The 17,175-nt window shown below is 72.7% G+C and carries 14 protein-coding genes and 2 pseudogenes; 11 read left to right on the top strand and 5 right to left on the bottom strand.

Translation table 11 applies throughout. The features are described 5' to 3' along the window. The first annotated feature begins 69 nt into the window (after positions 1-69). From OG310_RS34245 to OG310_RS34230, 4 genes and pseudogenes are all read left to right on the top strand, one after another. A pseudogene (locus OG310_RS34245) lies at positions 70-1,373 on the top strand (molybdopterin-dependent oxidoreductase). Beyond that, a complete protein-coding gene (locus OG310_RS34240) occupies positions 1,361-1,876 on the top strand; it encodes a hypothetical protein (protein WP_329459733.1) in 516 nt (171 codons plus the stop codon). Before OG310_RS34245 ends, OG310_RS34240 begins: the two are co-directional and overlap by 13 nt. Positions 1,877-2,133: 257 nt before the next feature. Further along, positions 2,134-2,538 carry a VOC family protein gene (locus OG310_RS34235; protein ID WP_329459732.1) on the top strand — a complete coding sequence of 135 codons (405 nt, stop codon included), beginning with the start codon at positions 2,134-2,136 and terminating at the stop codon, positions 2,536-2,538. A 244-nt stretch (positions 2,539-2,782) separates the two neighbouring features. Then, positions 2,783-3,124, top strand: a complete 342-nt coding sequence (locus OG310_RS34230) for an SH3 domain-containing protein (RefSeq protein ID WP_329459731.1) — start codon at positions 2,783-2,785, stop codon at positions 3,122-3,124. A 213-nt stretch (positions 3,125-3,337) separates the two neighbouring features. On the opposite strand, the gene OG310_RS34225 is transcribed toward OG310_RS34230, so the two are convergent. Then, a complete protein-coding gene (locus OG310_RS34225) occupies positions 3,338-4,045 on the bottom strand; it encodes a ribonuclease H family protein (protein ID WP_329459730.1) in 708 nt (235 codons plus the stop codon). A 309-nt stretch (positions 4,046-4,354) separates the two neighbouring features. Between OG310_RS34225 and OG310_RS34220 the strand changes: the two genes are divergently transcribed. The 4 genes from OG310_RS34220 to OG310_RS34205 all read left to right on the top strand — a co-directional run bounded on the left by OG310_RS34220 (position 4,355) and on the right by OG310_RS34205 (position 9,420). After that, on the top strand, positions 4,355-5,905 hold the full coding sequence (locus OG310_RS34220; RefSeq protein ID WP_329459729.1) for a Y4yA family PLP-dependent enzyme: 1,551 nt from the start codon (positions 4,355-4,357) through the stop codon (positions 5,903-5,905). After that, the gene (locus OG310_RS34215; protein ID WP_329459728.1) at positions 5,902-7,230 is read left to right on the top strand and encodes a pyridoxal-phosphate dependent enzyme; all 1,329 of its coding nucleotides are present in this window, start codon (positions 5,902-5,904) and stop codon (positions 7,228-7,230) included. The genes OG310_RS34220 and OG310_RS34215 overlap by 4 nt, the downstream gene beginning before the upstream one ends. Positions 7,231-7,236: 6 nt before the next feature. Further along, positions 7,237-8,424, top strand: a complete 1,188-nt coding sequence (locus OG310_RS34210; RefSeq protein WP_329459727.1) for an aminotransferase class V-fold PLP-dependent enzyme — start codon at positions 7,237-7,239, stop codon at positions 8,422-8,424. A gap of 99 nt (positions 8,425-8,523) precedes the next feature. Next, complete coding sequence (locus OG310_RS34205) at positions 8,524-9,420, top strand: class I SAM-dependent methyltransferase (protein WP_329459726.1); 897 nt, start codon at positions 8,524-8,526, stop codon at positions 9,418-9,420. Positions 9,421-9,567: 147 nt separating this feature from the next. Here OG310_RS34205 and OG310_RS34200 read toward each other — a convergent pair whose 3' ends face one another. The 3 genes from OG310_RS34200 to OG310_RS34190 all read right to left on the bottom strand — a co-directional run bounded on the left by OG310_RS34200 (position 9,568) and on the right by OG310_RS34190 (position 13,234). After that, complete coding sequence (locus OG310_RS34200) at positions 9,568-9,948, bottom strand: MmcQ/YjbR family DNA-binding protein (RefSeq protein WP_443078804.1); 381 nt, start codon at positions 9,946-9,948, stop codon at positions 9,568-9,570. A gap of 17 nt (positions 9,949-9,965) precedes the next feature. Beyond that, the gene (locus OG310_RS34195) at positions 9,966-11,942 is read right to left on the bottom strand and encodes an amino acid transporter (protein ID WP_329459724.1); all 1,977 of its coding nucleotides are present in this window, start codon (positions 11,940-11,942) and stop codon (positions 9,966-9,968) included. A gap of 125 nt (positions 11,943-12,067) precedes the next feature. Further along, entirely contained in the window at positions 12,068-13,234 is a 1,167-nt protein-coding gene (locus OG310_RS34190; RefSeq protein ID WP_329459723.1) for a sialidase family protein, read from the bottom strand. Positions 13,235-13,493: 259 nt separating this feature from the next. On the opposite strand from OG310_RS34190, the gene OG310_RS34185 reads away from it, so the two are divergent. The 3 genes from OG310_RS34185 (at position 13,494) to OG310_RS34175 (ending at position 16,333) form a co-directional block, all read left to right on the top strand. Then, positions 13,494-14,093, top strand: a complete 600-nt coding sequence (locus OG310_RS34185; RefSeq protein WP_329459722.1) for a hypothetical protein — start codon at positions 13,494-13,496, stop codon at positions 14,091-14,093. 115 nt (positions 14,094-14,208) lie between these two features. Next, a complete protein-coding gene (locus OG310_RS34180) occupies positions 14,209-14,811 on the top strand; it encodes a class F sortase (RefSeq protein WP_443078803.1) in 603 nt (200 codons plus the stop codon). Between the two features lie 157 nt (positions 14,812-14,968). After that, a complete protein-coding gene (locus OG310_RS34175) occupies positions 14,969-16,333 on the top strand; it encodes an NAD(P)/FAD-dependent oxidoreductase (RefSeq protein WP_329459721.1) in 1,365 nt (454 codons plus the stop codon). 348 nt (positions 16,334-16,681) lie between these two features. Here OG310_RS34175 and OG310_RS34170 read toward each other — a convergent pair. Then, a pseudogene (locus OG310_RS34170) lies at positions 16,682-17,152 on the bottom strand (winged helix-turn-helix transcriptional regulator); the annotation flags it as partial. Positions 17,153-17,175: the final 23 nt, after the last annotated feature.

The raw sequence follows: 17,175 nt of genomic DNA, 5'->3' as shown, positions 1-17,175 counted from the left end.
GGCGATTCGTCCCGCGTCGTGCCCCGGCTCCGGTGTGCCGTGGCGCCTACCGTCTGCGGCGTGAGACTTCTGACGCCCTCCCTCGCCCGCGTACTCGCCCCAGGAGGACGGCCGCGCAGCGCGGGACCCTGGCGCAGCCCGCTCCGTGGCCGCTGGCTGACCTCCGTGTTCGGCGCGGCCCTGCTCGCCGGCGTGCCCGTCGTCTTCGTCACGGGCCTGCTGTCCTACGCCGCCTACAACCCGGACCTCGCGGCGGTGAACGACAAGACGCCCGGCAAGGGACTCCTCGGCTTCTACCTCTTCGCCTGGCCGACGGACCCGTACTGGATCTACCGCCTCACGCAGGGCGTGCACGTGACACTGGGCATCGTGCTGGTGCCGGTGCTGCTGGCGAAACTCTGGTCGGTGGCGCCGAAACTGTTCACCCTGCCGCCCCTGCGGTCGGTGGGCCACGCGCTGGACCGGCTGTCCCTGCTGCTCCTGGTGGGCGGCGGACTGTTCGAATTCCTCACCGGTGTACTGAACGTGCAGATCACCTACCTCTTCCCCGGGTCCTTCTACCCGCTGCACTTCTACGGCGCGTGGGTGTTCTCCGGCGCTCTCGCCGCCCATGTCGCGCTGAGAGCGCCCCGCGCGGTACGGGCGCTGCGCGGCCGGGACCTGCGCGCGGAACTGCGCACCCCCGCTTCGGCGACCCGGCAGGAACCGGCGGACGACTCGGGACTGGTCACGCAGCGGCCCGCCGCGCCCACGATGTCGCGGCGCGGCGCGCTCGGCACGGTGGGGCTCGGCTCGCTGACGCTGCTGGTGGTGACGGCGGGGCAGAGCATCGGCGGCTCGCTCCGGCGCACGGCCCTGCTGGCACCGCACGGCCGCGAACCAGGAACGGGTCCCGGCGGATTCCAGATCAACAAGACGGCGGCGTACGCGCGGATCCGGCCGCGCGACATCGGCGACGACTGGCGGCTGACGGTACGGGGCGGCGGCCGCAGGACCGTACTGACCCTGCACGACCTGCTGGCGCTCCCCCAGCACCGCTCCCTGCTGCCGATCGCGTGCGTGGAGGGCTGGTCGACGGACGATCAGGAGTGGGAGGGCGTACGGCTCGCCGACCTCGCCGCGCTCGTGGGGACGGCCGACCCGCCCCCCGGTGTGTTCGTGGAGTCGGTGCAGACGGCGGGGTCGTTCCGCTCGGTGGTCCTGCGGGACAACCAGGTGCGCGACACCCGCTCGCTCCTCGCGCTGCGCGTCAACGGAGCTCCGCTGACCGAGGACCACGGCCGGCCCGTGTCATCGTGCCGGGCGCCCCCGGGGTGATGAACACCAAGTGGGTGGGCCGCCTGAGCTTCGGGGAGACGGCATGGCGAGCCTGAGGCCCGGACGGACGAGGCGGCGGCCCGGATTCCACCGCCTGTACGGGGAATCGCCGGTCCATCTGCTGGTGCTGTGCGCCTCGTTCGCGGTCTGCGGCTATGCCGCTGTCGGGCTGCTGAGCGGCGACTGGCCGGGCGTGGTGCTGTGGTTCGTGGGCGCGGCGGTACTGCACGACCTGGTTTTGCTGCCGCTGTACACGGCGACGGACCGGCTGCTGTGCACGGTGCTGCGCGGACGGCGGCCCGCTCCCGGCACCGCGCTCAACCACGTGCGGGTCCCTGCCTTCCTGTCGCTGCTGCTGCTCGCGGTGTACTGGCCGCTCGTGCTGCGGCAGGCACCGCACTTCCGCCTGTCGACAGGCCTCTCGCCGGACGTGTTCCTGGGCAGCTGGCTGCTGATCACGGCGGCGCTGTTCGCCCTGTCCGCGCTCTGGCTGGCGGTGCGGATGGTACGCGACGGCGCCCGTGCACGGCGCCGGGCGGCGGACCGGGCAGGGCGCTGAGGTGACGGGGGTGCAGCGCTCCGGCCGTACCCGCCGCCGCATGCCCCACCCCCGGCGTCGGCATGTCCTGTCCACGGCCGGCCGGACCATCTGTCCTGCGGGCGGGGCGGCCCGGCTGCGCCCGCGCTGAGCCGGCGCGTTCCCCATGGACGGGCCGGCCCCCTCCCTCTAGGCTCCTGCGCACGGCATCGCGTGCCGGTCACCGGCCGGGTGAGGCATGGAGGTGCCCGTGAGTGCCTTACGGAGGCATTCGACCCATGCCAGTCGAGCTCAACCACACCATCGTCCACGCACGGAACAACCGGGAGTCCGCCGACTTCCTCGCCCACGTCCTCGGCCTGACGGCCGGTGAGCAAGGGGGCCCGTTCGTCCCCCTGGTGCTGGCCAACGGCGTCACCCTGGACTTCGCGACGATCCCCGCCGGGTCCATCACCGTCCAGCACTACGCCTTCCTCGTCACCGACGACGAGTTCGCGGCGGCGTTCGCCCGGATCCGGGAGGCGGGGATCACGTACTACGCGGACCCGCACGGGAAGCGTCCGGGCGAGATCAACCACCACGACGGCGGAAGCGGGGTGTACTTCACGGACCCGGCGGGTCACGGCATGGAGATCATCACCCGGCCGTACGGTAGTGGCGGGCAAGGGACGCCCTCCGCGTGACCACTGCGGGCGCCGTGCGCCGCCCGCTCACCCCGGGGCGGACCTGGCGGCGCACGGTCCGGGCCGGGGCGGAAGTGCGTAGACGCCCGACCATGTGCCGCCCGCAGCCCAGGGGACCTCAGGTCGCGCGCCAGGTGGATGAACCGAACACCCGGCATGTCGCGTCCATGCAAAGGGAGCGGTCCTCGGACCGCGTCCACGACCAGGCAACGAAACACCAACGGGGAAGGAACATCTCATGGGGATGAGGACCAGGGCTATCGCCGCCACCGGCGTCGGCATCATCACCGCGGGGCTGCTCGCGACCGGGGCAGCAGCGGCCCAGGCCGCACCGGCGGGCCTGCCCTACGGCGTGACGCCGTACGAGAACGCCAACGTCCGCTCCGGTCCGTCGACTTCGTACGGAATCACCGGGCACGTCACGGCGGGCGAGCCGCGCGGCGCCTCCTGCTACGCGCACGGCCAGTCGGTCACGGACAACGGCTACACGAACGACGTCTGGGTCCGCCTCGCGGAGGGCTTCGTCAGCGCCGTCTACCTCAAGGGCGACCAGTACGGCGGCCTCCCGGCGTCAGCCATCTGCTGACCCGGCCTCCCGCCGAGCGGTGCCGCACCCACGCCGGGCGCGGCACCGCCGTGCGGGGCGGCACCGCCGCGAGGTGATGCGGCACCTTCACGAGGCGGTCGCGACCGAGCGCCCAGGTCGAGACCCTTGTGCGACCGCCGGGGCCTTCAGGGCACCGACGGCACGAACGGCTGTGACCTGTCCGCCGCCGCCCGGCACCGGCACCGGCACCGGTCAGACGGCGGCCGTACGGCACGCCGGGTGGCCCCAGCCGTCGTCGTTCTTGGAGATCTCCTCGCCGGCCGCGTACGAGCGCCCGCACCGGCAGCGGCCGGGGAACTTCGCCTTGAGCGTGCGGACCGCTCCCCCGGCCCGCTTGCGCGGCGCGGCACCGGACGAACGCGGGACGCGGGACGCGGCCGCGGAGCCCTGGCCGGTCGCGCTCGGCGGCGGGTCCTCGGATCCGTACGCGCTGCCCGCGGCCTGCTGGGCGACGGCGACCATGCTGGCGGCCCGGTCGGCGAAGTCGTTGAGGGGGTCTCCGCCGACCTGGTGCGCGGGCACGTACCGGAACTCGACGGGGCGGCCCGTCAGGAGCGCGTCGATCCGCTGGACCAGCTCCTGGTTGGCGACCGGCTTGCCCGCGGAGGTCTTCCAGCCCTTGCGCTTCCAGCCGGGGAGCCATTCCGTGACGGCCTTCATGGCGTACTGGGAGTCCATCCGGACCTCCAGCGGCACCGCGGGGTCGGTCGCGGTCAGCAGCTCTTCCAGGGCGGTCAGTTCCGCGACGTTGTTCGTCGCCGTACCGAGCGGGCCCGCCTCCCAGCGGACCGGCCCGCCCTCGTCGTCGCCGACGACCCAGCCCCAGGCCGCCGGTCCCGGATTGCCCTTCGATGCCCCGTCGCACGCGGCGACCACACGTTCCACCATGCCCCCGATCATGCCAGCTCCGGACAGGTGCCCCGCGCGGGAGGGCGTCACGGCGGCCAGGGGATCGCCCCGCGCACCCTACTCGCGGCTCCCTTGCGGGCCGGACCCGCCCGAACCCGGGACCGGCCGCGCGCGGCACCCGGAACGGACCCAAATCCCGCCGGAACCGCGTCCGGATCCCGCCCGGACCGCGTCTCGGCCGCCTTCAGCGAATGATTACGGTTTTCATTGCATGAAGGAGCGGCGCACTGGAAAGGCTGCATCGGGCACACAACCGACCACGAGCGGTGACCAGCCGCTCACCGAGGAGGTCCGAACGCCGTGGGGGGCCCGCCGAACCAGCCGAATCCGCTCTACCTGCGACCGGCGCTCGCGCCGCGGTCCGCGGCCCTGACCGCGGCCGCCGCGTTCCTGCACACGCTCGCCGACGGCCTGAGCACACCGCTCAACGTCGTGATACCCGATCAGATCGCGGAGAACGCGGCGCGCTTCGACGCCGTCCTGCGCCGGCACCGGCTCGCCGGCGGCGTCTACTTCGCGCACAAGGCGTCCGCGTCGAGCGCGCTGCTGCGGCGCCTCGCCGCGACGGACTCCTGTGTCGACGTCGCGTCCCTCGAAGAGTTGCAGCACGCTCTCGCCTGCGGATTCACCCCGGACCGCATCACGGCCACGGGCCCGAAGGACCCCGCGTTCCGCTACCTCGGCACGCGCGTCGGCGTCACCTTTCACGTGGACGGACAAGGCGAGCTGGAGGCGCTGGCCGGGCTCGTCCGAAGCCACGGCCTCGCTCCGGTCCGGGTGCTGCTGCGGTTGTCCGGGTTCCCCTCCTCCGGGGTCCGCAGGCTGACGCGGCGCAGCAGGTTCGGTACGCCGGTGGCGGACGTGCCCCGGCTGCTGGACGTGGTGGAGCGGTGCGGGGACGCCGTCGAACTCCTGGGGGTGGGGTACCACCTCGACACCGTCAGTGCGGACGAGAAGGCACTGGCGCTCGAAGGCTGCGTGAAGGTCATGGACATGTGCCGCGCGCGGGGTCTGCGCCCCCGGGTGGTGGACATCGGCGGTGGTTTCGGTGTCAGCTACCTCGCCGAGGCCGGGCAGTGGGAGGCGTACACGACGGAACTGATCCGCGCGGTACTGGCCGCGCGCCCGCCGCTGGCCTGGGGCAACCACGGATACGGGCTGCGCAACGAGGGCGGGACGCTGGCCGGGGGGCTCTCCCTCTATCCGGCGCACCGCGAGGTGGCGGGGCCCGCCTATCTGGACGATCTGCTCTCGACGCGTGCGCCGTCGCTCGGCCGGCCGCTCGCCGCGCTGCTACTGGAGAACCTGTACGACCTGCACGTGGAGCCGGGCCGCGCGCTGGCGGACCAGTGCGGTCTCACCCTGGCGCGCGTGCTGGAGGTCCGGCGTGACGGCTCCGGCGAGGGCGGGGACGTCTGGTCGCTGCGGCTCGATCTCAACACCGGGGACTGTCCACTGGAGGACCACGGCATCCTGGTGGACCCGCTGGTGATCCCGACACCGGCGGCCGGCCGGGGACGTGGAAGCGACGTGGTGAGCGACGGGCCCGTCGGGGTGCACCTGTTCGGCAACCTCTGCCTGGAGTCCGACCTGATCACCAGACGACGGGTCTTCCTGCCGCGGCTGCCGGCCCCCGGCGACCTGCTGTGTTTCGTGAACACCGCGGCCTACTGCATGGACTTCGGCGCCCACGAGGCCGAACGCAGGCCCCGGGCACGGAAGGTGGCGGTCACAGCCGGTCCGCAGGGCGACACCTGGCGGTGGCGTCTGGACACCCACTACTGGCCGCTCGCGCCGGAGGCACCGGCGCACCGCAACGGAACCGACCGGCAGGAAGAGGCGAGCGCATGAGATACGACAGCGTCACGGACATCATCGGCGACACTCCCCTGCTGCGCATCGATCCGGCCGTGCACGCCCTGCGCTCGGTGGATCTGTACGCGAAGCTCGAACTCTTCAATCCATTCGGCTCCGTGAAGGACCGCGCGGCATGGAACATGGCGCGCCCCGGACTGCCGGACGCCCTCGCCCGCGGCAGCCAGGTGGTGGAGCTGTCCAGCGGCAACACGGCCAAGGCACTGGCCTTGATCGCCGGCATGCACGGGCTCGGCTTCAAGAGCGTCACGAACCGGATGAAGGTGCCGGAGATCAAGGACCTCCTGCTGCTGCTCGGGGCGGAGATCGAGGAGTTGCCGGGGCGCAGCGAGTGCCTGGACCCCACCGACACCCAGGACCCGCTGACCCGTTTCCACCAGGCGCTCGGCGAGGGGGGCGGCACGTACCTCCACACCGACCAGTACTTCAACCCGCGCAACGCGGACGCGCACGCGGCGGGCACGGGCCCGGAGATCGTGCGCGATCTGGACGGCCGGGCGCCGGACTTCTTCGTCGCGTGTGTCGGCACGGCGGGGTCGTCGACCGGTGTGGCGCGGGTGCTGCGCGCACACGACCCCGACGTCGAGGTCGTGGGGCTGGTGGCGCACAAGTCGGACTTCGTGCCGGGCATCCGCACGATCGACGAGGTGCAGGAGGTGGGTCTGTTCGACCCGGCGGTGTACGGGCGGATCGACGCGGTGACGTCCGGTGAGGCCATCGACGGGATGCTGACGCTGGCCCGCAGGTGCGGGGTGCTCTCCGGACCCACGGGTGGCGCCGCGTACTTCGGCGCCGTACGGCATCTCCGCGCTGTCGATGAGGAGTTGACGGCGTCCGGGCGGCGCGCCTCCGCGGTGTTCATCGTGTGCGACCGGATCGAGAGCTATCTGGGTTACGTGCGCACGCGGCGTCCCGACCTGTTCGGCGCCGAGGTGCGCGGCGCCTCGGCGGCGGCGCTGTCCGAGGACGAGGTCGCCAAGGCGGCGTCCGTCGACGTGGCGGGTGCGCGCGCGTGGATCGCTCAGGCGGATCCACTCGTGGTGGACCTGCGCAGTCCGTTCGCGTACGCGGCGCTGCACATCGCCGGGTCCGTCAACATCGTGGACGAGCTGTTCGAGGAACTGGTGCGGGACGGTCTTCCGTTCAGCCGGAGCCAGCCGGTGCTGCTGGCCTGTCCGGTCGGCGAGCGGTCGGCGCGGTACGCGGCGCTGCTGGCCCGGCTCGGCCATCCGGACGTTCGCAGCCTCGCCGGCGGGATCGTCGCCTGGCGGGACGGCGGCGGCGAACTGGTCAGGGAGTGAGGGCGGATGGCTCCGTTCCCGGATCACCTGCGGCCGTGGCACGAGGCGTTGCGGGCCCAGTTCCCGATCGTCACGGCGCATCCCGCTCTCGCCTACCTGGACAGTGCGGCCACCTCGCAGAAACCGGACGCCGTGCTCGACGCCGTACGGACGTACCTGACCGGTTCCAACGCGAACGCGGGCCGGGGCACCTACCCCTGGGCCAACGCGACGACGGCGATGGTGGAGCGCGTACGCGGCCGGGTGAAGGCGTTCCTCGGCGACCCGGCACCGGAGCGCTCGCGGGTGGATTTCACCAGCGGTACGAGCGAGGGGCTGCGCGCGGTGGCGCTCGACTGGCTGCCCGGTGTGCTCGCGGACGGCGACGAGATCGTCGTCCCGTTCGGCGACCACCAGGCCAACACGCTGCCGTGGCTGGAGGCGCGGGACCTGCTGGCGCGGCGCGGCGTGCGCGTCGCGGTGCGGGAGATGCCGTACCAGGAGGGTTCCCGGGACTACGACACCGCCGAGCTGGCCCGGCAGGTCACCCCCCGCACGCGGTTCGTCGCGGCGACGCACGTCCACCACGTCTACGGCGGCGACATGAACGTGCGGCGGGTGCGGCGGGCGGTCGGACCGGATGCCGTGATCTGCCTGGACGCGGCGCAGAGCGTGGGCCACGTGCCGGTCCGCCTGGGGGAGCTGGACGTGGACTTCGTGGTCTTCTCCGGGCACAAGGCGCTGGCGCTGCCGGGCACGGGGGCGGTGTGGTCGCGCGGACTGCGCGGGCCCGCCTTAGCACCGGGCGGCTGGGCGGGGACGCCGAACACCGTGGGCATCGCGAGCCTGGAGGCCGCGCTCGACTGGCTGGACGCGGCAGGCGTCGGCCGGATCGAGACGTGGACGGAGGCACTCGTGGCGCGGCTCACGGACGGGCTGCGCCGGATGCCGCGCTACGAGGTCCTGGGCTGCGCGCTCAGCCTGGCGGCGGACGCGGAGGTCCAGCGGCGGCGGGCGGTCGTCACCCTGCGGCACGAGCGGATCGAGGCCGCGGACCTGGGGTTCATCCTCTACAGCCACGGGTTCATGGTGCGCTCGGACAGCCACTGCCAGGGGCCCGCGGGGGAAAGGCGGACGTCGGTGCGGGTGAGCCTGCACGTGTACAACACGCCGGACGAGATCGACCGGCTGCTGGCGGTTCTTGACACGCTGTGAACCCGTCCGGCCCATCAGTGCAGATGAAAACCGTTTTCGAGTGTAGATTTCTGTCACCTCCCCCGGAGGCGGATCGAGAACGAGGGGTGACCGAGCACGATGGGCCTGAGCACGACCACGGCGGCACGGTGGGTGGAGCGCTGGGAACTGCAGCAGCAGCGGTACGCGATCGACCGCGAGGAGCGTTTCACCGTCATCGCCGACGTGGTCGAACACGTGACGGCGGGCCGGCGGCACCCGCTGGTCGTCGATCTGGGCTGCGGTCCCGGATCACTCGCGGTGCGGCTGGCGCGGCGGCTGCCCCGGGCCCGGATCGTCGCCGTCGACATGGACCCGGTCCTGCTGGAACTGGCCCGGGCCCACGCCGGGTCCGGGGGGCCGGCCCACGCGGTGCGGTACGTGGAGGCGGTGATCGGCGCCGAGGGCTGGACCTCCGCGCTGGGCCTCGACGGGCCACTGGACGCGGCGGTCTCCACGACGGCTCTGCACTATCTGCCCGGTCACCGCCTCCAGCGGGTGTACGGGCAACTCGCGGGGATACTGCGGCCGGGCGGCGTCCTCGTCAACGCCGACCACCTGGTCCCGGAGGACGCGTCCGACATCGCGGTGCACGTGGGACGCCGACGGGCGCGGCGGCAGCGGGCGTTCGCCCACGAGGACTGGGAGTCCTGGTGGGCGGCGGCGGAACAGGACCCGGAACTGACGGACCTGTTCGCGCAGCGCAGGCGCCTGCATGGCTCCGTGCCGGGCACAACGGGCGGCGACGCACACCCCACCGCCGCCGGGCACACCGCCGGCGCACGGGACGGCGGCGGGTGGGACAGCGGACGGCGCGACGCGGGGCGGGAGAGCGCCCGGCGCGACGACGGGCGCGGCTCGGGCAACAACGGGCTGACGCTCGACCGCCACACCGCGATGCTGCGAGCGGCGGGCTTCGGCCAGGCGGCCCCGGTGTGGCAGGTCGGCAGCAGTTGCGTGCTCGTGGCAGTGCGCTGAACGGGTGGCCGTGCGGGTACGTCGTGCTCGATCCTCACGGAGCCTTTGCCGCCGGAATACCTGAAGTCCGACGGTTGCGGGGCGCCCGGCTCCAGCGAAGCGTGCCGGCCGGGGCGCACGCGTCACCCGGCCCGGCCCGGGGAGGCCTTACGCGCCCGGGCGTTGTGGCCCCGTGCCCGGGGCGAGGCCGGGGTGGGCTTCGAGCAGCCGGGGCGGCGCCGCCTGACGCCAGGAGTCGACGAGGATGTCGTAGAGCTCGGCCAGGTCCTCCAGGGCGGCGAGCCGGGCCCGTACCCAGTGCGAGGCCGCCTCGTGGGGCGGCACCCAGAACTTCCCGGGCTCCGCCGCGATCAGCTCCGCCCGCTCGTGACGGGGGCAGCGGACCGCGAAGGACGTCTCGTCGTCCGGGACGGTGACGAACATCTTGCCCGCCACCCGGAAGGTGGGCATGCGCCAGGCCTCCTTCTCCACGGTCTCGGGAAGGGACAGCGCGATACGGCGGACGTCGGCGGAATCGGTCACGGGCATGACGCTAACGCGGCAGATCACCCCACGTGGACGCGGGGGCGGCGGGACGGGTCGGGTTCGGCGCGGCGCAGCACCTCCCGGGTGACCGGCGCGACCTCGCCGTCACCGAAGACGAGGAAACGCACGAGGTGGCCGAACGGATCGCCCTCCGTCCAGTTGAAGTAGACGTGCGGCACCTCCTCCGTGCGGTCGCGGAGTTCGAGCAGCACGGCCGCGATGGTATTGGGCACGGTCGGGCCCTGGACGCGCAGCCGGTGGACGCCGTGTTTCGTGTCGCCGCGTACCGCGACGTCCGAGCTGAACTCGGACGAGTCACGGACGAAGACCTCCAGGAAGAGCACCGGGCTGTCGGCGGGGATGTGCGTGTCGGCGCGCTGGGCGGCCTCCTTGGCGCGGTATTCGGCGGCGGTGTGCTCCTGCGGTTCGTTGGCGACGATCCGCAGGGGACCCGCCTGCGCGGCGTGCGCGACGAGACGTTCCGCCTCCGCGTCCAGCGTCACGTCGACGGTGCGCAGTTCGAAGGCCCGGTGCACGCGCGAGGCGAGGGAGCTGATCATGATGGTCACGATGAACAGGAGCGCGATCTTGATGCCGTCCGGCCGTTCGACGACGTTGGCGACGACCGTGTACGCGAACACGGCGGTGATCACGCCGAATCCGGCGGTGGCGGCCCGGCGACCGCGCCGGTGCACGGCGACCGTGGAGGCGAAGGAAGCGGACAGCATGAGCACCAGCACACCGGTCGCGTAGGCGCCGCTCTGCGCGTCGACGCTCGCGTCGAAGTACGCGGTGATGGCGACGGCGATCGCCATGAACGTCAGCACGAGGGGGCGCACCGCGCCGGCCCACTCGGGTGCCATGCCGTACCGGGGCAGGTAGCGCGGTACGAGGTTGAGCAGCCCGGCGAGCGCGGAGGCACCGGCGAACCAGAGGATGGCGATGGTCGAGACGTCGTAGATGGTGCCGAAAGCCTGGCCCAGTTCGGCGTGGGCGAGGAAGGCGAGGGCGCGGCCGTTGGCGGGGCCCCCGGCCTTGAACGCGGACTGCGGGATCAGGAGCGTCGTCGCGACGCTCGACAGGAGCAGGAAGCAGGACATGATGACGGCCGCGGTCGTCAGCAGGGTACGGGTGTCCCTGATGCGTCCCGCGGGCCGCTCGTAGGTGTCGGACTCGGCACCGCGCACCTGCGGCATGACGGCGACGCCGGTCTCGAACCCCGACATGCCGAGGGCGAGTTTGGGGAACACCAGCAGCGCGATGCCGATCATGGCGAGGGGTGAGGAGTGCTCCCGGGTGGCGGCCGACCACCAGTCGTGGAAGTCGCCGGGGTGGGTGGCGATCCGGACCACCGCGTCGCCGAGCACCACCACGTTGAGGCTGAGGTAGACACCGACGAGGACGACGGCGATGCCGATGGCCTCCTTGAAGCCCTTGAGGAAGATCCCGCCGAGTGCGGCGAGCAGGACGAGGGTGATCCACACGCCGGCGCCGTGCAGCCAGGACGGTGCGAACGGGTTCTCGGCCACGTGCGCGGAGGCGTCGGCCGCCGACAGCGTGATGGTGATCATGAAGTCGGTCGCCGCGAACCCGAGGAGCACCAGCACGAGGAGTTTGCCCGCCCAGCCCGGCAGCAGCCGCTCCAGCATCGCGATGGAGCCCTGGCCGTGGGGGCTCTCGCGAGCGACGCGCCGGTAGACGGGCAACGCGCCGAACAGGGTCAGCGCGAGCAGGACGAGCGTGGCGAGAGGGGAGAGCAGCCCGGCGGCGAGCGCCGCGATGCCCGGCTGGTAGCCCAGGGTGGAGAAGTAGTCGACACCGGTGAGGCACATGACACGCCACCAGCTGTGCCCCACGTGCTCCTGGGGCAGGGTCGCGTGCGGACCGGGGTGGCGAGCGCTGCGCTCGCTGAGTCCTTCGAGGAGCCACGCCCGAAAGCGTGGACCGCGGCGCACGGACGGGGTTCCGGCCGGGAGGGGTGTCTGGCTGCCGGTCATGCTGTACGTCTTCCTGCCGTTCCGCCGGGCGAGGACGGGGAGTTGGGAACGTCGGGCCCCGTGGGGAGCGCCCCCACGGGGCCCGGCACACGAGGCGCGGGGAGCGCGGCGGCCGTGCGGGTTCGTCAGCCGGGCAGCGGTGTGTACGTGATGGTCTCCCGCGAGTCGGCGGAGCCGGTCTCGTACAGCAGGCCGACCTGGGCCGGCGTGCGTTGCACCAGATCGGAGTAGCCGGCGGGGTCCTCGGACACGGTCCACAGCGACCGCCAGGTCCGGCCGCCGTCGGCGCTCGATCTGATCTCCATGCGCTGCCGCCTGTCCGGGTCGGCGGGGCCCGAATACAGCAGCCGGCCGCCGGATCGCACCGTGGTCCGCAGGACGCTGCCCTGCACCTCGGGCCCGGACAGGTCCGGCCGGCTCCGGAAGGGCGTCGAGAGCGAGGTACCGCCGTCGGTGCTGTACGCGTCGTCGCGGGCGGCGGCACGCCCGCCCTGGTCGCGGGCGTTGATGTAGAGGGTGCCGCCCGGGAGTTCGGTGAGCGTGCTCTCGTTGACGGTGCCGAGGTCGTCGCTGACGTAGCCGATGCGCCAGGTCCTTCCGCCGTCGTCGCTGAGGAGCGCGTGGCCGCCGCTCGTGCCGTCGGCGGCGAGCGAGTGGTCGGCGGGCACGACCAGCCGGCCGCGGTGGGGGCCGCCGCGCAGGACGATCGCGTGGCCGGGGCCCGTCGCGTACCAGTTCCAGTCCGCACGCTTGACGTCGCGGGTGATGTCGCGCCGGGGTGAGAAGGTGGCACCGCCGTCGGCACTGCGCTGCACGTAGACGCGGCGTGCGGAGGCGTCAGCCGCTCCGTACACGATGTCGTGCTCGGTGGCGCCGCCGAGCGTGCCGCAGGACAGCAGCACGACGTCGCCGGTGGCCGGGTCGACGACGGGTGCGGGGTTGCCGGCGGTGTCCTTGCCCGCGTCGGCGACGACCTGGAGGGGGCCCCAGGTGCAGCCCCCGTCCCTGGAGCGGCGCAGGACGAGGTCGATGTCCCCGTCGTCCGCGGCGGAGTCGCGGCGGCCCTCGGCGAACGCGAGGAGCGCGCCGTCGGCGGTGGCGACCGCGGCCGGGATGCGGAAGGTGTGGTAACCGGACGTGCCGGAGCGGTACGGGACGCTCGCGGCGCAGGGCGCGCCGGTCGCGTGCGCGGCGGGGGCGGCGGACAGCGGGGCGAGGCCGCCCGCGAGGAGTGGGAGGAGGAGGCCGAGGGAGCGGGGGAAGGTGGCGCGACGACGTTGCTGGCGTTTCATCGTGTCCCTTGGGTCGCCGGCCCGGCCTGCCGGGCCGGTGGACATCAGATCCGTAGCGAACATAGCCGTAGCGGCGGATCGGCCCTGTCACCGCCACGGTTGACGGTGGCGGGGTCCCGTCCCGCGTCGTCCGTGTGGTCCGTCCGGGTGGGATATCGGCCTTTCTCAGTGTTTCTTAATATTTTCGGCTCGGGATCATGACATCAAGTGGGCGTCCGGTCGACCGGTATGACAATCACACGGCTTGAAGGAGCCCCGCATGTCCCTCTCGGCATCTTTCCGTTCGCGCCGTCCCCGCACGGGCCCGGTGGCTCTGGCCACGCTGATCCTCGCCGGCACGACGTTGCTGTCCGTCTCCACCGCCGTCGCCGCTCCCGGTGACAGCGGCGACATCAAGGTCCACCCCGCCGGTGTGCCCGCCGCCAACACCAGCGACGCGCCCCAGGTCTGCTCGTTCGGCCTGGCCGCGACCAACTTCCAGACCCTTCCCGCCGTGGCGTACACGATCACACCGCTGCCCAAGGCCCTGAACAAGCCGACCCTCGTGGGTCAGCTGACGCTCACCCAGGGCAGGGGCGCCACCGCCCAGCCCCTCTCCCTGCCGAACGGGACGTACACCCTCGCCTGGACGTTCCCCGGCGGGGTGCCGAAGCAGAAGACGTTCAAGGTCAACTGCGGCAACGTCGACGACAAGCCGCGCGGCCCGGTGCACGCGGGCGGTGGCGGCGTGCCGCCGACGACCGGCGGCGAGGACGGCGGTTCCTCCGTGGCGGCGCCCCTCCTGGTCTCGGGTGCCGTGGCGACCGCCGGGCTGATCTTCCTGCGCCGGGCCCGCCGTCGCGTCCATGGCGCCGCGTAACACACCGAGGCCCCGTCCCCGCCCACAACCCCGTCCGTACGCGCGTCCGTATCCGCAGCGCCGTCGCCGCCGCCGCGGCCCGAGCCGGGCCGTCCGCCTCACCCTGACCCTCAGCGTGACCGCCACGCTGCTGTTCGGTGTGGTGCGCGGCTGCGGCGGCGACGGAGAGGACGCGCGCACGGCCACCGTCGCCGCCTCCGACGGGGCCGGCGGCGGGGCGCGGCGGCCGGCCCCGGTGACCTCCCACGCGCCCCTGCCGCCCTCGGCGCCGGTGAAGCTCGCGATGCCCCGGATCGTGGTCGAGGCGAAGGTCGTCCGGCTCCGGCTCGACCGGCACGGCCACCTCGGCACCCCGCCCATGAGCAGACCGCACCTGGTGGGGTGGTACGCCGGAGGACCATCCCCCGGGGCGCAGGGGACAGCGGTGATCGTCGGCCACCGCGACACGATGACCGGGCCCGCCGTGTTCCTCAACCTCAACGCCCTCCACCCCGGTGACGTCCTCAAGGTCACCCGCGAGGACGGGACGACCGCCGTGTTCACCGTGGACTCGGTACGGACCTTCCCCCGCGCCTCCTTTCCCGACAAGACGGTCTACGGGGACACAGGGCGCCCGGAACTGCGGCTGCTCACCTGCGGCGGGCGCTTCGAGCGCAGGTCGGGCTACTCCGCCAACGTGGTCGTCTTCGCCCACCTCACTTCCGTCACCGGGACCTGACCGGGCCGGGGGCGCGCCCTCGCCGGCCGCCCCCGGCCCCTCGGGTACGGCCGATCCTGTGGCGGTGGTGCGCAAGGCTCGCGAAGATGGGGGTGATGGACTGGGATCAGGGGGCAGTCGAGTGACGACCGCGCAGCACTGAGAAGGGACCGACACCGTGGCACGACAGAAGATCCTCGTGGTGGGCGCCGGATTCGCCGGCGTCGCCTGCGTACACCGTCTCGAACGCAGTCTCGCTCCCGGCGAGGCGGACGTCGCTCTGGTGGCCCCCTTCTCGTATCAGCTCTATCTGCCACTGCTCCCCCAGGTGGCGTCCGGTGTCCTCACCCCCCAGTCGGTCGCCGTCTCGCTGCGCCGCAGCCAGCGGCACCGGACCCGGATCATCCCCGGCGGCGCGATCGGCGTGGACCACCAGGCGAAAGTCTGCGTCGTGCGCAAGATCACCGGTGAGATCGTCAACGAGCCGTACGACTACCTCGTCCTCACGCCCGGCAGTATCACCCGCACTTTCGACATCCCGGGTCTGCTGGACAACGCGCGGGGCATGAAGACGCTGGCGGAGGCCGCGTACATCCGTGACCACGTCATCGCACAGCTGGACCTGGCCGACGCGAGCCAGGACGAGGCGGAACGCGCCTCGCGGCTCCAGTTCGTGGTGGTGGGCGGAGGCTACGCGGGCACCGAGACCGCCGCCTGCCTCCAGCGGCTGACGGTCAACGCCGCCAAGCGCTACCCGCGGCTCGACCCGAAGCTGATCAAGTGGCACCTCATCGACATCGCCCCGAAACTGATGCCGGAACTCGGCGACAAACTCGGCAGCAGCGCGCTGGAGATCCTGCGGGGCCGCGGTATCGAGGTCTCCCTCGGGGTGTCCGTCGCCAAGGCGGCGCCCGAGGAGGTCACGTTCACGGACGGCCGTGTACTGCCGTGCCGGACCCTCATCTGGACGGCCGGGGTCGCCGCGAGTCCGCTGATGCGGACCCTCGACTCCGACACCGTCAAGGGACGGCTCGTGGTGACACCGGAGATGACGGTCCCGGGCACCGAAGGCGTGTTCGCCCTCGGTGACGCGGCGGCCGTGCCGGACCTGGCGGCCGGCGACGGCGCCATCTGCCCGCCGACCGCACAGCACGCGATGCGCCAGGGCAAGAAGGTCGCCGCGAACATCGTCGCGGCGGTACGCCGACAGCCGCTGCGTCCCTACGAGCACAAGGACCTGGGGCTGGTCGTGGACCTCGGCGGCCGGGACGCGGTGTCCAAGCCCCTCGGCATCGAACTGCGCGGCATGCCCGCACAGGCCGTGGCGCGCGGCTACCACTGGTCGGCGCTGCGCACCAACGTCGCCAGGACACGTGTCATGACCAACTGGCTGCTCAACGCTGTCGCCGGCGACGACTTCGTCCGCACCGGGTTCCAGGCCCAAAAGCGCGCCACGCTCAGGGAGTTCGAGCACACCGACGCGTACCTCACGGATGATCAGATCCGCGAGCAGGTGCGCGGTGGTACGGCGCTGAAGGGGTAGACGGGAGCTGCCGCCGCGGGACGGCGGCCATGACACCGACCGGCGCGCGGCGCACCCGGCCGGGACATCCGCCGCGACCCGGAGCGCGCGGTGCGACTGTGCGCCGTCCACGGACGTTCGCCGGCCCCGCCGGTAGCGCGTCCCGGCCTCGGCCCGCCTGTGCGTGGCCGAGGCCGGACCAGGATTTCGTACCGCCGGCCTTCGGTGTGTACGGGGCGGGGGCTACGCGATCCGCACCCCGGGCTCCCGTACGACGGGCCCGGTGTCCGCCGCGCACCCCGTCCCTTCCCCCGCCGTCCCGGCGGGGACGGCCGCGTCCCGCGCGCCCGCCGTCGCCGCCTCACCGGTTCCGGGCACGTAACGCGCGCGCATGCCAGGTCCCGCCGACGGGCCCGCCGTGAACACGTACGCCTCGCTGTCCTCCAGCCTGCGGCCCGTCTTCGCGTCCACGACCACCGGCTCGACCTCTTCACCGGTCACCGCGTCGACCAGGATCATCTCCCGCTGCCGGGGTGCCAGCCGCGCGTTCCCCCAGGCCGCCATCGTCACGATCACCGGCCGCAGGGAGCGGCCGAGTTCGGTGAGCTCGTAGGCGTGGCGCACCGGGTTCGTCTGGTATGGCCTGCGCTCGACGAGCCCGTCGGCGACGAGCGATTTGAGGCGTGTCGTGAGCATGCTGGAGGAAATGCCCAGGCTCTCCTGGAACTGATCGAAGCGGGTGTAGCCGTCGAAGAGGTCGTGCAGCAGGAGGAGCGTCCACCACTCCCCCACGTGCTGCACCGTCGTGGACAGCGGGCAGCTGCGGTCCTCCAGCCTCATCCGCTTCACCAAGGTCCTCACCC

Origin of the sequence: Streptomyces sp. NBC_01497 (assembly GCF_036250695.1) — a bacterium.
Classification (GTDB): domain Bacteria; phylum Actinomycetota; class Actinomycetes; order Streptomycetales; family Streptomycetaceae; genus Streptomyces.
This window is presented reverse-complemented; position numbering and strand designations above follow the sequence as displayed.